This window comes from Streptomyces sp. NPDC031274, from assembly GCF_055570235.1.
This window is the reverse complement of record NZ_JBVIHP010000021.1, coordinates 26,625-41,581: the sequence shown is the minus strand read 5'-3', so window position 1 is coordinate 41,581 and position 14,957 is coordinate 26,625. Positions and strand designations below refer to the sequence as shown.

The following is a 14,957-nucleotide window of genomic DNA, read 5'->3' as shown; positions in this document are numbered from 1 at the left end:
ACCCGAGGGTTTCGACGGGTTCTCGCGCACCTCGGGGGCCTGGCAGGGCATGCGAGTCCGCTGCCGCCAGGGCGGGTTGTTCGAGTAACGCTGAAGTAGCCGGTACGTCATGCGCGGAGGCGGGGGCCTCCCGTGGGGGAAGAGTGCAGTGCGGGGGGCGGGGGCCGCCCGCGAAACAGTGTTCGGCGAACACGTCGAATCCACTGGCGACCTGGGGGGGTTCTGTGCAGCAGGGGGAGTTAGCGAGCCCATTTCCGTCGGCACGTCTGACGAAAGGGACGATCGGCCAGCCCGCGACCAACTGGGAACAGCGGTATCGCCGCGCCGTGATCATCAGCGATACCGTGACCACCGCCATTGTGGTGATGGCGATCGGCACCTTCTTCGGGGCCCGGGACGCGGCCAACTGGCATGAGAAGTGGACGATTCTCGCGTTCGGCACCGAGTTTCTCGTGCTCGGAGCCCTCGCGGTCAGCCGGGCGTGGACTCCGGCCGTGCTCGGCCAGGGCGCCGAGGAGTTCCGCAGACTCGGACGCTCACTGTTCACGGCGGTCGTCGTACTGGCGCTCGGCGGGATCGCTCTCACCTCGCGCAACATCAAGCTGTGGATCTTCGTCGCGATCCCCGCGATCGCGCTCGTCACCATGACCGCGCGGTATCTGCTGCGTCTTTGGCTGCACAAACAGCGGAAGGAAGGCCGGTGCCTGCGACCGGTGCTCGCCGCCGGAAGCCTGGCCACCGTGCAGGACCTGATCTCCCGGACCCGCAAGTTCCCGCACCTCGGCTGGCAAGTGGATGCCGTGTGCACGACGGACGGACTCGGGCTCGACGGTGACCAACTGGACGGCGTGCCGGTCGTCGGCCGGCTGACGGACGTCGCGGGCCACGTACGCCGCGACGGCTACCGCGTCGTCGCGCTCACACCCGACCCGCACTGGTCACCGGACCGCCTGCAGCGCCTTGCCTGGAACCTCGAAGGCAGCGACGCCGAGATGATCGTGGCCCCCGTGCTCATGGAGGTCGCGGGACCGCGGCTGCACGTCGACGCGGTGCTGGGGATCCCGCTCCTGCGGGTCAGCATGCCGACCTTCACCGGAGGCCGCCGGGCGATCAAAGGGATCGTCGACCGTCTGGGCGCGGTGATCCTGCTGGTGCTCTTCGCGCCGCTGATGGTGCTCGTCGCGCTGCTCGTCCTGGCGGAGAGCCGGGGCGGGGCGTTCTACCGCCAGCGCAGAGTCGGCAAGGACGGCCACGAGTTCACCATCCTCAAGTTCCGCACCATGGCCGCCGGGGCCGACGGGGCACGCGCCGCGCTGGCCGACCGCAACGAGGGTGCGGGGCTGCTGTTCAAGCTCCGCCGGGATCCGCGGGTGACCCGGGTGGGAGCAGTGCTGCGCCGGTACTCGATCGACGAGCTCCCGCAGCTTTTCAACGTACTCATCGGATCGATGTCGCTCGTCGGTCCACGGCCTCCGTTGCCGGAGGAGTCGGCCGCGTACGACCCGGACATCCGGCGGCGTCTCCTCGTCAAGCCCGGGCTCACCGGCCTGTGGCAGATCAGCGGACGCAGCGACCTGCCGTGGGAAGAGGCGGTCCGCCTCGACCTGCGGTACGTGGAGGACTGGTCGCTCGCCCTGGACACAGTGATCTTGTGGAAGACGCTGCGTGCGGTGCTCTACGGCCAGGGGGCCTACTGATGCACGGAGTTCGGCGTCCGGCCGAAGCGGCGAAGGCAGGCCGCAAGGGCCTGCCCGGGGGGAGGGACGGGGCATGAGAGTCAGCGTTTTCGGGCTCGGCTACGTGGGCTGTGTGTCGGCCGCGTGCCTGGCCAGCATGGGCCACGAGGTCATCGGGGTGGACGTCAACCAGGTGAAGGTCGACCTGGTCAACGACGGCAAGGCCCCGGTGGTCGAGGAGCGGATCGGCGAGCTCATCGCCGAGGTCGTGCGGACCGGGGCGTTACGCGCCACCGGCGACGTCCGCGAGGCGATCATGGACAGTGAGGTGTCGCTCATCTGCGTGGGCACACCGTCGGAGCCCAACGGCAGCCTGTGCACCACGTACTTGGAGCGCGTCACCGAGGAGATAGGCGACGCGCTGGCCGAGCGGGGTGGGCGGCAGACCGTCGTGTTCCGCAGCACCATGCTGCCGGGCACCTGCCTGAACCTGCTCGTGCCGATCCTGGAGAAGCACGTCGGCGGCACGGCCGGGGTGGACTTCGGAGTCGCGGTCAACCCTGAGTTCCTGCGCGAGGGCACGAGCGTGCGGGACTTCTTCGACCCGCCCAAGACCGTCGTCGGCGAGATCGACCCGGCGAGCGGCGACGCGGTGGCGGCGCTGTACGACAGCTTGCCCGGCGAGGTGTTCCGGGTGCCGATCCCGACGGCCGAGGCGATCAAGTACGCGGACAACGCGTTCCACGGCCTCAAGATCGGCTTCGCGAACGAGCTGGGCGCGGTGTGCCAGGCGCTCGGGGTGGACTCGCACCAGGTGATGGACGTCTTCCTGGCCGACCGCAAACTGAACATCAGCTCCGCGTACCTGCGGCCCGGCTTCGCCTTCGGTGGCTCCTGCCTGCCCAAGGACTTGCGCAGCCTGGTCCACGCGGCGCAGCGGGCCGACATCTCGGTGCCCATCCTCTCCCACGTACTGCCCTCCAACGCCGACCATCTGCAGCGCGCGGTGGAGCTGGTGGAGCGCACCGGCAAGCGCCGGGTGGGCATGTTCGGTCTCTCCTTCAAACCCGGCACCGACGACCTGCGCGAAAGCCCGCTCGTAGAGCTGGCGGAGAGGCTCTACGGCAAGGGGTACGACCTGCGGATCTACGACCCCAACGTGAACCTCTCCCGGCTGCTCGGCGCGAACCGCGAGTACATCGAGACCCGGCTTCCGCACCTCGCGCAGCTGCTCGCCGACTCCGTCGACGAGGTGCTCCAGCACTCCGAGGTGTGCCTGGTCGGGACCAAGGAGCCGGCCGTCCTCTCGGCACTGCCCCATGGCGAGACACCGGTGATCGTCGACCTCATCCATCTTCCCGACGCCGAGACGCGCCGGACCGAACCGGGGTACGTGGGCCTTGCTTGGTAACGCAACAGGCGGCGACCGGTCGAACCGGCGCGCGCTGATCCTGGTGGAGAACCTGTCGGTGCCGTTCGACCGGCGGGTGTGGCAGGAGTGCACGACTCTGCGCGACGCGGGCTGGAACGTGCACGTCATCTGTCCCCAAGGCAGTAAGCGGGACACGGAGGCGGAGGCGGAGATCGACGGGGTGGCCATCCACCGCTACCCGTTGCGCGCGGCCACCGGAGGACCCGCCGGCTATCTGCGGGAGTACGGATCGGCGTTGTGGCACACGGTCCGCCTGGCCCGGAAGGTCGGCCCGGTCGACGTGGTCCACGCCTGCAACCCGCCCGACCTGCTGTTCCTGCCGGCGCTGTGGCTGAAGCGGCGCGGTGCGCGGTTCATCTTCGACCAGCACGACCTGGTGCCCGAGCTGTACCTCTCCCGGTTCGACCGCGGCGAGGATCTGCTCTACCGCGCCGTGTGCGCGCTTGAGCGGATGACCTACCGGGCCGCGGACATCGTGCTCGCCACGAACGAGAGCTACCGGGACGTCGCGGTACGCCGTGGCGGTCAGCGACCCCAGGACGTCTTCGTGGTGCGCAGCGCGCCCCAGATCGATCGGTTCCAACCGGTGCCGCCCGAGCCGGAGTTGAAGCGCGGCAAGCCTCATCTGCTGTGCTACCTCGGCGTGATGGGACCCCAGGACGGTGTCGACTACGCCTTGCGGGCCCTGGCGAAACTGCGCGACGAGCTCGGGCGGACCGACTGGCACGCGGTGTTCGTCGGCTCAGGCGACGCCTTCGACGCGATGGTGGAGCTGTCCGAGCAGCTCGGGCTCTCCGACCAGGTGCAGTTCACCGGGCGCATTCCGGACGCCGATCTGGTGCGCTACCTCTCCACCGCGGACGTATGCCTCTCCCCCGACCCGCGCAACCCGCTCAACGACGTGTCGACCATGAACAAGGTCCTCGAGTACATGGCGATGGGCCGGCCGATCGTCTCCTTCGACCTCAAGGAGGCGCGAGTCTCCGCCGGTGACGCCGCGGTGTACGCGCCCGCCAACGACGAGGCCGCGTTCGCCGAGCTCATCACGCTGCTCCTGGACGATCCGGAGAAGCGGGCCCGGATGGGCAAGATCGGCCAGGAGCGGATCGGCGGTCAGCTCTCCTGGCAGAACTCGCAGGCGTCGCTGCTCGCCGCCTACGCCGTCGCCTGCCGTGAGCGCACCGCGCTGTCGGCGGGTGGCCCGGTCCGGACGGGGAGGAGGCCGCGCCGTTGAGCGAGGACCCGATACGCCTGGCCACGGTCGGGCGTATTCTCCATCGGCGCTGGCGGCTCCTCACCACCCTCGTGGTGGTGGGCGCGCTCGTCGGCTACGGCACCTCGGTGCTGTTCCCTCCGCGCTACACGGCGTCGGCATCGGTACTTCTGCCGGGGCAGTGGGAGGAGCGCGAGCTGCTGACCCAGGCGCAGATCGCGACCAGTTCGGAGGTGGTCGACCGCACGGCTGCCACGCTCAACTGGTCGGGCGGCGGAGCCAAGTTGCGCGACCGGGTGAGTGCCAAGGCCACCGAGGGAAACATCATCAACATCTCGGGCACGGCCGAAACCCCGAAGCGCGCTCAGCAGCTCTCCGACCGCATGGCCAAGGAATTCGTCGCGTTCTCCACACGGATCGCGAGCGGCAGCGCCGCCCCCGAAGCGACGACGAAGCCCGAGGCACTGCGGAAGAAGGTGGCGGAGACCAACCGCCGCATCACCGACCTGGCCAACGCGGCCGATCCGGGTCAGTCCGTGGAGAGCGTGGAGGCCCGTACCTCGCTCGAGAAGTTGCGCACCTCCCTGGAGGAGGCCATGCAGAAGCTGGAGCAGGCCGACCCGGGGAGCGACAAGGGCGGCATGGTCGTCATGGGTCCCGCGGCCCTGCCCACCGCCGAGGCGCCGCCGACGAGAATGCAGCTCATCGCCGGCGGGGCGCTGCTGTTCTTCCTGTTCGCGGTCATCGGCCATCTCGCCGCCGCACGGACGAATCGCAGACTGCGCACCGAACCGGAGATCGCCGCGGCGCTGGGCTCGGCGCTCATCGGCACCGTCGACGTGCTGGACGAACGGCGTGCGCACCGGCCGAAGGACAGCGGCCCGCGGGCTCGGATCCGCCATTTCCTCGGCCTCGACACCCGGTGGGACATACCGGCCCCGCAGGCGTCCGGCGACGAGGCCGGGAGGCGGATCCGCTACCGGCGGGTGTGCGCTCGGCTCCGGACCCAGCTGCCGGCCGCCCGGCAGCTGCTGGTCGTCGTACCGGAGGGTGACGAGGTCGCCCGCCGGGCCGCCGGACAGCTCGTGGCCGAGGCGACGAGCGATCCCTCCCCCAGCTCTTCGAGCAGGGGGTACCCCGTGCTGCGGGTGGTGGACATCTCGGTGTCCCAGCCGGTGATGCCGGACCGCGACACCGAGTCCGGTGCCCTGGTCGTGCTCAGCGCGGGCAGCTGGACCGCCGGAGAGCTCGCCGGTATCGCCGGGGCGTGCGCGGACGGCAGGCATGAGGTCGTCGGCGTCGTCGTCGCCGGTGCCGTCCGGGCCCGTCCGACGCAGTCGACCGGCCGTGCCGCGGACAACGCCGCTCCGGCGCTCGCGGTTCACGGCCACGCGACAGGAGATTCAGTGTGACGACGAGCACGACTGCGGAGTCGTCAACAACCTCTCCGCTCCTCGACCTTCAGGCACTCGTGGCGGCGATCCGCAGGCGCCGCCGCTTCTGGTGCTCCCTGGCGCTACTGGGGATGCTGGCCGGCGCGGCGGTGGCGGTCCTGCGTCCCGCACCGCCGAGCGCGGCGGCCAAGGTTCTTGTCGCACATCAGGAGGACCAGCCGAACGACACCGGAACGCTGATCCGCACCGACGTGGAGCTGTTGCAGACCACGCGGATCGCGGACAAGGCCTTGAAGTCTCTCAACTCCCCGGTACTCCCGGAAGACTTCATGCCGGACTACCGGGGGACCGCCTTGACCAACAACCTGCTGCAGATCGATGCGACGGGTGACAGCGACGAGGAAGCGGTGGCCCGGGTCAAGGCGCTCGCGGACGCGTTCATCGCGGATCACGTGAGGCGGATGCAGGACGCCGCGAAGGCGGAGGCCAAGGCCCTGCGCGATCAGCGTGACCGCATGCGGGACGACCTCGCCCGGGTCAACGAGTCGATCGGCGGAAGAAAGCCGGAGAGCGACCCGCAGGGGTCGGCGAACATCGAGTCGCTCTTCGCCCGCCGGGCCGAACTCACCTCACGCATCGCCGATTTCGACCAGCGCGCCGAGGAGGCGAGCATGGGTGCGCCCCGGCTCATCGCCGGCACGCAGATCGTGGACGCCCCGCGCGCGGTGGAGCACTCCCTGCCCATGGCCGCACTCACGAACGCCGGGATCGGGTTCGTCCTCGGGCTCGTCATCGGGCTCTCGGTGGCCGCCGTCGGTTCGGTGGTCAGGGACCGCCCCGTGCTGCGCCGGGAGATCGCGGTGAACCTGGGCGCCTCGGTCATCGCGGAGGTGCGCCGTGCACCCCACCGGTCGGCGGGGCTGTGGCATCCCCGGCGGACCCGGACGGAACGCGAACGGCTCATCGCGACCCTGGTCCGCACCGTGCGCGGCTCAGCGGAATCGGTGTCGCTCCTCGAACTGGGCTGTGCGCGCGGTACGAGCGTGATCGCCCTGGACCTCGCCAGGGCGCTGGCGGAGGAGGGTCCTGTGGTCGTCGTCGATGGTCTGCCGGCCCTGGAGCGCGTCAACCGCGGCCGGAAGGCGGGAGGCCCGGACGTGGTCAGCGTCGACCGTGCCGCGGCCGTGCCGCGTCAGGTGCGTCGGCTCGGCGTCGGCTCGGTCGCGCCCGGCACGGCGTGGACCGGCCTCCAGGACCTCGGTACCCAGACCGTGCTCGTCGTGCGGGCCGGACACGGCAGCACCGCATGGCTGCACACCGTGGCGCGGCAACTCGGAGACCTGCTCGTTCCGGTGATCGGTGTGGTCCTCGTCGACCCCGATCCGCGGGACAGGACCGACGGCACCCTGTGGGACGGGCTGCACACCGCGCTGCGCGGCCACAACGAACGACTTGCCCGGCAGGACGGGACGGGACGGCTGCTGACGGAGCCACCGTCGCGGCCAGTACGAGTCCCGGACAGCGACCAGGAAGCGCGGTAGAACATGTGTGGCATCGCAGGCACTTACCGATGGCCGGACGGGAAGGTCGTGACCGACCGGCTCACCGAAACCCTCGCTCACCGCGGTCCGGACGCGGCCGGCCGCTACGGCCACTCCACCGGGGAGGGCGAAGTACACCTCGGGCACCGCAGGCTGGCGATCATCGACCTGTCCGAGACCGGCGCCCAGCCGATGGTCTCGGACGGCCTCGCCCTCACGTACAACGGCGAGCTGTACAACGCGCCCGAGCTGCGTGCCGAGCTGGAAGCCACCGGGGTGCGCTTCCGCGGCACCTCCGACACCGAGGTGCTCCTGGAGGCCTGGCGGCGCTGGGGCACCGACTGCCTGCCCCGGCTGCGCGGCATGTTCGCGTTCGGGATCTTCGACGAGCGAACCGGTGAACTGGTGCTCGCCCGCGACCAGCTCGGCATCAAGCCGCTGTTCCTGCTCCGGCGCGGCGCGGGCCTGATGTTCGCCTCCGAGCTCAAGGCGCTCGCCGCCGTGACCGGCGGATCCCTCGAGGTGGACCACGCGGCCCTTGTGGCCTCGCTGCTGTACTACTGGGTGCCCGACTCGCGCTGCGCGTTCCGCGAAGCGGAGAAGCTGCCGCCGGGGAGCTGGCTGCGGTGCAGGCCCGACGGCCGGGTGGAGCGCGGCCAGTACTGGAACCTCCGGGACGTCGCCGCCGAGGGCCAGGAGCGCGCCCGCAGCGGCGAACAGCCGGACCTGGCGGCCATCGTCGAGGATTCGAACCGGCGTCACCTGCTCTCCGACGTACCCGTGGCGACCTTCCTCTCCGGCGGCCTCGACTCCAGCTATCTGACCGCGCTCGCGGCCCGCCACCAACCCGGGATCGCCGCCTACACGATCGGATTCCGCCCCGAGGACGCCAAGTTCGAGGCGATGCCGGACGATCTGCGCTATGCCCGGCAGGTGGCCGAGCAGTTCGGCATCGACCTGCGTGAGATCGAGATCGCTCCGAACGTGCTCGACCTGCTGCCCCAGATGACGTACAGCCTGGACGAGCCGATCGGCGACCCCGCCGCGATCAACACCTTCCTGATCTGCTCGGCCGCCCGGGACGCCGGGGTCAAGGTGATGCTCTCGGGGATGGGTGCCGACGAGCTGTTCGCCGGGTACCGCAAGCACCTGGCCAACGTGCTCGCGCTGCGCTACCAGCGCATCCCAGGGCCCCTGCGGCGTGGTCTGTCATCGACCGTGGACCGGCTGCCGGTCGCCACGGCCCGCCGGGGGTATCGGTCGGTGCGCTTCGCGAAGCGGTTCCTCTCCTTCGCCGGCCTGCCGGAGGAGACCGCGTTCCGGCGCAGCTACACCATGTACGACCAGGACGAGCTGCTCGCCCTGGTCAATCCGGACCTGGCCGGGACGGTCGACGACGTACTGACCGAGCACGCGGACATCTACCAGGACAACGAACTCGACGACTTCGTCAACCGCATGTGCCTCGGCGACTCCCGGATGTTCCTGCCGGGCCTGAACCTCGCCTACACGGACCGCTCCAGCATGGCCGCTTCGACCGAGGTGCGGGTGCCGTACGTGGACGTCGAGGTGGTCAAGGCGGCGTTCGCCGTGCCCGGCGATCGCAAGATCGTAGGACGGCAGGGCAAGGCCGTGCTCAAGGAGGCGGCCACCTCGATCCTGCCCCGGGAGATCGTGTACCGGCCCAAGGGTCTGTTCAGCGCCCCGCTGCGCGCCTGGATGAGCCGGGATCTGGCACCCCTTGTGCGCGAGGTGGTGAACGACGGTGTGCTCGTCAGTTCCGGGATCCTGCGCCGCGACGCGCTTGCGCGCATGGTCGCCGAGGACGCCGCCGGGCAGCGGGACTTCTCCAAGCATCTGTGGCATGTGCTGACCCTTGAGTACTGGTATCGCGGCGCGACTTCTGGCTCCGGCCAGAGCCAGGCGGCTTGACGGCGTGGACGGCGATGGCGTGAACGGCGTGGACAGCGTGGAAACAAGAGGAGCTCGGGTGAAACAGGTTGTGCAGAACTACAAGAGCGGCGAACTGGCGCTGCTCGACGTGCCGGTGCCGGGGTGCAAGCCGAACGGTGTCCTGGTCCGCAGCGCCTACTCGCTGATCTCCACCGGAACCGAGCTCATGAAGGTGTCCGAGGCGGGCATGTCGATGGTGGGCAAGGCCCGCTCCCGGCCGGACCAGGTGGCCAAGGTCATGCAGAGCGTGGCCACCAACGGGGTGCCCGCCACCTACCGCAAGGTGATGGGCAAGCTGGACTCCTACACGCCGCTCGGCTACTCGCTGTGCGGGGTGGTCGAGCAGGTCGGCACCGGGATCGACGACGTGAAGGTCGGCGACCTCGTGGCCTGCGCCGGCAATGAGCACGCGTTGCACGCCGAGTTGAACTGGGTGCCGAAGAACCTCTACGCCCCGGTGCCGGACGGCCTCGCGCCGCGGCACGCGGCCTTCGGCACCGTCGGGTCGATCGCGATGCAGGGCGTCCGCCAGGGAGAGCCACAGCTCGGAGAGGTGGCGCTCGTCATCGGCCTCGGGCTGATCGGGCAGCTGGTGGCGCAGCTCCTCACCGCCTCGGGAGTCCGCGTCGTCGGGGTCGACCCCGACCCGGCGCGCTGCGAGCTCGCCGAGCGCCTGGGCGCCGCGGCCTGCGGCGATCCCGCTTCCGCGGCCGTGGAGAGTTACGTCGCCGAGCTCACCGGCGGTCACGGTGTGGACCAGGTGTACCTGGCCGCGGGCGGCGGCAGCAACCAGCCCGTCGAGCTGGCCGCCCATCTGAGCCGGGACCGCGGCCGGGTCGTCGACATCGGCAAGTGCCGTCTGGACCTGCCGTGGAACGCGTACTACGAGAAGGAGCTCGACGTCCGGTTCTCCCGTTCGTACGGACCCGGGCGCTATGACCCGGAGTACGAGCTCGATGGGCGGGACTACCCGATCGGCTACGTGCGCTGGACCGAGCGCCGCAACCTGGCGTGCTTCCTCGATCTCGCGGCCCGCGGCCGCGTCGACGTGGAGCCCCTGGTCTCCCACATCGCCGACTTCGATGACGCCGTCGAGACGTACCAGCGTCTGAAGGACGGCGACTTGAAGGCCGTGGCCGTACTGTTCCGCTATCCCGAACACGCGGCGGAAGCAGGGGAAGCGGGGGAAGCCGAGGAAGCGGTCGCCCCGACGGTGGCCGTGCCCGCGGTGCGACGCGGCGACCGGGTGTCCGCCCCGGCGCGGTCCGCCAAGGCGCCGGTACGCCTCGCGTTCGTCGGCGCGGGAAACTACGCGACGTCGATGCTGCTTCCGCACCTGGCACAGCGCGACGGCGTCGAGCTGTCGACCGTCGTCACCACGACGGCGCTGTCCGCGGCCAACGCCCAGCGGAAGTTCGGCTTCGCCGGGGCCACCACCGATCTCGACGCCGTGCTCGGCGACGCGTCCATCGACGCGGTGTTCGTGGTCACCCGGCACAGCTCGCACGCCGAACTGACCCGAAAGGCCCTGCTCGCCGGCAAGTCGGTGTTCGTGGAGAAGCCCCTGGCCCTCACCGAGGACGATCTCGCCGGTGTGCTCGCGGCGGTGGAGGAGTCCGGCAACGACCGGCTGCAGGTGGGCTTCAACCGCCGGTTCGCGCCGCTGCTGCGGGAGGCCAAGGCGCGGTTCGGCGCCCGGACCGGTCCGGCGAGCCTGCGCTACCTGATCAACGCGGGCCAGCTCGGGCACGGCAGCTGGTACCTCCGACAAGGCACCGAGGGCTCGCGGTTCGCCGGCGAGGGCGGGCACTTCATCGACACGGCGAGCTGGCTGCTCGACGCCGACCCGGTCTCGGTGTACGCGGTCGCCACGTCCGGCAACGAGGACCTCCAGGTCGTGCTGCGCTACCCGGACGGCTCCACCGCCACCATCAGCTACGTCACCACCGGCGCGCCCGGATTCCCCAAGGAGACGCTGGACCTCGTCGCGGACGGCAAGGTGCTGCGGCTCGACGACTTCGTCCGTTCGTCGGTGTACGGCCGCAAGCGGTGGGTGAGTTCGCGGCTGCCCAAGGCCCGGGACAAGGGCCAGAACGCCGAACTCGCCGCGTTCATCAGGGCCGTACGGACCGGCGGGCCGATGCCGGTGCCGCTGGAGTCCCTCGTCGCCACCACGGCGGCCACCCTCGCCGTGCGGACCGGCCTGGCCGGCGGCGCGCCGGTGACGCTGGCGGGGGCGTAATGACGGTGAACTCGGGGAGTCCGGGCTGGTACCTGCGACGCCTTTCCCGGATGGAACCGCGGGAGGTCGGCGGCCGGGTGGGCGACGCGGTGCGCAGGCGGCGCTGGCGGCGGGCGGCGCCGCCCGACTGCCCGAGCGTGACCGGTGCCCGGTTCACCGCGGTCCTGCCCGCCGGGACGTTCGCCGCGGTGCCACCGGACGCCGCGAAGCGCCTCGTCGCCGAGGCGGACCGGCTGATGGACGGCCACGCCGAGTACTTCGGGGTGGCCCGCGACGACCTGGCCGACCCGGACTGGTGGTACGACCCGAAGACCGGGCGCCGGGCGCCGTGGGGCTACGCCTTCGACGTGCCCTACCGCGACGAGGACGCGGTCGGGGACATCAAGCAGATCTGGGAGCCGTCCCGGCATCAGTACCTCACCGTGCTCGCCGCCGCTTACGCGGTCACCGGGGACGAGCGGTACGCCGAGCGAGTGGCCGCACACCTGCGGTCGTGGTGGGCGGCCAACCCACCGCTGCGCGGCGTGCACTGGATCAGCGGCATCGAGCTGGGCATCCGGCTCCTGTCCTGGGTGTGGATCCGCCGGCTGCTCGACGGCTGGCCGGGCGCGGCCGGTCTCTTCGAGGACAACCCGGTGGCTCATCACCAGATCTGGCACCACCAGCGCTGGCTCGCCGCGTTCCCCAGCCGGGGTTCTTCGGCGAACAACCACGTCATCGCCGAAGCCGCCGGGCAGTTGGCGGCGGCCTGCGCGTTCGGGTGGTTCCCCTCATCGGCGCGCTGGCGGGCCGATGCGCTGCGCTCCCTCGAACGCCACCTGCGAAGCAACACCTTCCCCTCCGGCCTCAACCGCGAGCTGGCCACCGAGTATCACGGACTTGTCCTCGAACTCGGCCTGGCCGCGGTGGCCGAGGCGGATGCCGCCGGAGTACCGGTCCCCGCGTCCGTCCATCTGGTGCTGCTGCGGATGACCGACGCGCTCGCGGCCATCGTGGACAGCCGCCTGCGGCCGCCGCGCCAAGGGGACGCGGACGACGGGCACGGTCTGATCGTGGACGGCGCGGGCACCGACCGCTGGGCCTCGCTCCTTGCCACCGGGGACGCCGTGTTCGGCCGGCTCACCTGGTGGCCGACGGTGACCGGCGCCGATGTGCGCACCCCGCTGCTTGCCGCGCTCGTCCGGCCGTACCCGAACAAGGGGACCGCACCGGCCGTGACCCGTCCGGCAACCCGACCGGCTCACTTCGCCGACGCGGGCATGACCATCCTGCGCGGTCCGGGGGAGATCTGGTGCCGCTGCGACGGTGGTCCGCACGGATTCCTGGCCATCGCCGCGCATGCCCACGCGGACGCGCTGTCCGTGGAGGTGCGGCACGACGGGGTCGATGTGCTCGCCGACCCGGGGACGTTCTGCTACCACGGGCAGCCCGAGTGGCGGCGGTACTTCCGCTCGACCCTCGGCCACAACACCCTGCAACTGGACGACGGGGACCAGTCCGTCTCCGGTGGCCCGTTCCTGTGGACCCGGCATGCCCGCAGCCGGGTCCTGGTCGCGGACGCATCCGACGAGAGCGTGGCCCGCTGGTGCGGCGAGCACGACGGTTACCAGCACTCCGTGCACCGCCGCCGGGTGGAACTGGAGTCCGCAGCACAGGAGTTGCGGGTGGTCGACGAGATGCGCGGCCCCGGCAGGGCCGCGCGCCTGGCGTTCCACCTCGGCCCGGCCATCACCGCCGTTTTGGAGAGAAACCGGGCCGTGCTCACCTGGACCCGGGACGGCGAGGAGCGCTCCGCGGTGCTCGACCTGCCCGGACAGCTGAACTGGCGGGCGCACCGCGGCGAGAGTGACCCGCCGCTCGGCTGGTACTCCCCCGGCTTCGGACGCAAGGAGCCCGCCACCACGCTGGTCGGCACCGGTTTCGCCGGTGGCTCCGAGGAGTTCACGACCGTACTCAGGTTCCAGGGCTAGGGAGGGGACGCGTGGGGATCAAGTGGCGGAACCGGGCGTTGCCCGTGGTAGCGCTCGCCCTGTTGGCGACCGGCTGTGACAGCGCGTCGAGCGACCGGGCCGAGCCGACCGTCGCGCCGTCCACATCCGCGGCCCGATCCGTGGCCCGGGTCTGCGCCAACCCCGCGGCCGGTCCCGCGAAGGCGCCGGCGGGCGCGGTGAAGGTCGATCCCGCGAAGGTCGGTGACCTGGCCGCGAAGACCAAGAGCAGCCCTCCGAACACCACGTTCTGGCTGCGACCGGGCAAGCACAGGCTCGACCCGGACCGCTATGCCCAGGTCATCCCCAAGAAGGGCAACCGCTACATCGGCGCGCCGGGCGCGGTGCTCGACGGCCGGAAGAAGAACGCGTACGCGTTCAGCGGTACCGCCCCCGACGTCACCATCAGCTATCTGACCGTGCAGCGTTTCGTGTCGCCGCCGGACGAGGGCGTGGTCAACCACGAGTCGGCCGACGGGTGGGTGATCGAGCACGCGACGATCCAGCGGAACTCCGGCGCCGGGCTGATGGCCGGCGCCCACCAGCGGGTCCGCGCGAACTGCCTGCGCGACAACGGGCAGTACGGAATGAACGCGTTCAAGGCCGGTAACTCCATCCGCGGCCTCGTCGTCGAGAACAACGAGATCGTGGGCAACAACACCGGCGACTGGGAGCGGCGGAAGCCGGGCTGCGGCTGCACCGGGGGCATCAAGTTCTGGGCCGTCGACGGCGCCGACATACGCGGCAACTGGGTGCACGACAACCGCGGAACCGGGTTGTGGGCGGACACCAACAACAACGACTTCCGCATCGAGAAGAACGTGATCGAGGGCAACGACGGCGCCGCGCTGATCTACGAGATCAGCTACAACGCGGTCGTCCGCGACAACACGATCCGGCGGAACAACTGGGTCGAGGGCCGCAGGTCCGCCGACCGCGACGACGCCTTCCCGTACGCGACCGTCTACGTGTCCGAGGCCGGCGGCGAACCGCGGGTCAAAGCCCGCACGGACAAGATCGAGATATACCGGAACGTGCTGGAGAACAACTGGAACGGCATCACCCTGTGGGAGAACGCCGACCGGTTCTGCAACAGCCCGGCCAACACCTCCTCCGGTGACTGCACGTTGCTGGTGAAGAAGAAGGACCGCTGCGCGAAGCCGACGATCGCCAAGGCGCCGCTCAAGGCCGACTGCCGGTGGAAGACCCAGCGGGTGGACATCCACGACAACCGCTTCGTCCTGGACAAGTCCGTCGTCAAGTGCGCGGAGCGGTGCGACCGCATGGCGGTCCTCGGCAACTACGGCACCTATCCGGACTGGTCGCCGTACAAGGGCGAGGGCGTGGCTGAGGCGATCACCCTCAAGCAGCACAACCGCTGGCACGACAACGTCTATCTCGGTGCGTGGAAATTCGTCGCCCACGACCCGAGCCGGGTGCTCGACTCCGGGCAGTGGCAGCGCGCGCCGTACGAGCAGGACGCGGACAGCACCTTCTCACCGCGGGCCGGTGGTTGAG

At 70.6% G+C, this 14,957-nt stretch carries 9 protein-coding genes; all 9 read left to right on the top strand.

The features are described 5' to 3' along the window. Positions 1-224 precede the first annotated feature (224 nt). The 9 genes from ACZ5CR_RS29760 (at position 225) to ACZ5CR_RS29720 (ending at position 14,956) form a co-directional block, all read left to right on the top strand. Positions 225-1,697 (top strand): sugar transferase, encoded by a 1,473-nt coding sequence (locus ACZ5CR_RS29760; RefSeq protein ID WP_468862957.1) that lies wholly within the window; start codon positions 225-227, stop codon positions 1,695-1,697. 73 nt (positions 1,698-1,770) lie between these two features. Beyond that, a complete protein-coding gene (locus ACZ5CR_RS29755) occupies positions 1,771-3,087 on the top strand; it encodes a nucleotide sugar dehydrogenase (RefSeq protein WP_468862955.1) in 1,317 nt (438 codons plus the stop codon). Further along, entirely contained in the window at positions 3,077-4,342 is a 1,266-nt protein-coding gene (locus ACZ5CR_RS29750) for a glycosyltransferase family 4 protein (RefSeq protein WP_468862953.1), read from the top strand. The genes ACZ5CR_RS29755 and ACZ5CR_RS29750 overlap by 11 nt, the downstream gene beginning before the upstream one ends. Continuing rightward, the gene (locus ACZ5CR_RS29745; RefSeq protein ID WP_468862950.1) at positions 4,339-5,733 is read left to right on the top strand and encodes a YveK family protein; all 1,395 of its coding nucleotides are present in this window, start codon (positions 4,339-4,341) and stop codon (positions 5,731-5,733) included. Before ACZ5CR_RS29750 ends, ACZ5CR_RS29745 begins: the two co-directional genes overlap by 4 nt. Continuing rightward, positions 5,730-7,256 carry a Wzz/FepE/Etk N-terminal domain-containing protein gene (locus ACZ5CR_RS29740; protein ID WP_468862947.1) on the top strand — a complete coding sequence of 509 codons (1,527 nt, stop codon included), beginning with the start codon at positions 5,730-5,732 and terminating at the stop codon, positions 7,254-7,256. The genes ACZ5CR_RS29745 and ACZ5CR_RS29740 overlap by 4 nt, the downstream gene beginning before the upstream one ends. Positions 7,257-7,259: 3 nt before the next feature. After that, entirely contained in the window at positions 7,260-9,188 is a 1,929-nt protein-coding gene (gene asnB / locus ACZ5CR_RS29735; protein ID WP_468862944.1) for an asparagine synthase (glutamine-hydrolyzing), read from the top strand. 58 nt (positions 9,189-9,246) lie between these two features. Beyond that, positions 9,247-11,451, top strand: coding sequence for a bi-domain-containing oxidoreductase (locus ACZ5CR_RS29730; protein ID WP_468862942.1), 2,205 nt, complete (start codon positions 9,247-9,249; stop codon positions 11,449-11,451). After that, positions 11,451-13,421 (top strand): alginate lyase family protein, encoded by a 1,971-nt coding sequence (locus ACZ5CR_RS29725; protein WP_468862939.1) that lies wholly within the window; start codon positions 11,451-11,453, stop codon positions 13,419-13,421. The genes ACZ5CR_RS29730 and ACZ5CR_RS29725 overlap by 1 nt, the downstream gene beginning before the upstream one ends. Before the next feature lie 11 nt (positions 13,422-13,432). Then, positions 13,433-14,956, top strand: coding sequence for a right-handed parallel beta-helix repeat-containing protein (locus tag ACZ5CR_RS29720; protein WP_468862936.1), 1,524 nt, complete (start codon positions 13,433-13,435; stop codon positions 14,954-14,956). The last annotated feature ends 1 nt before the right edge of the window (position 14,957 follow it).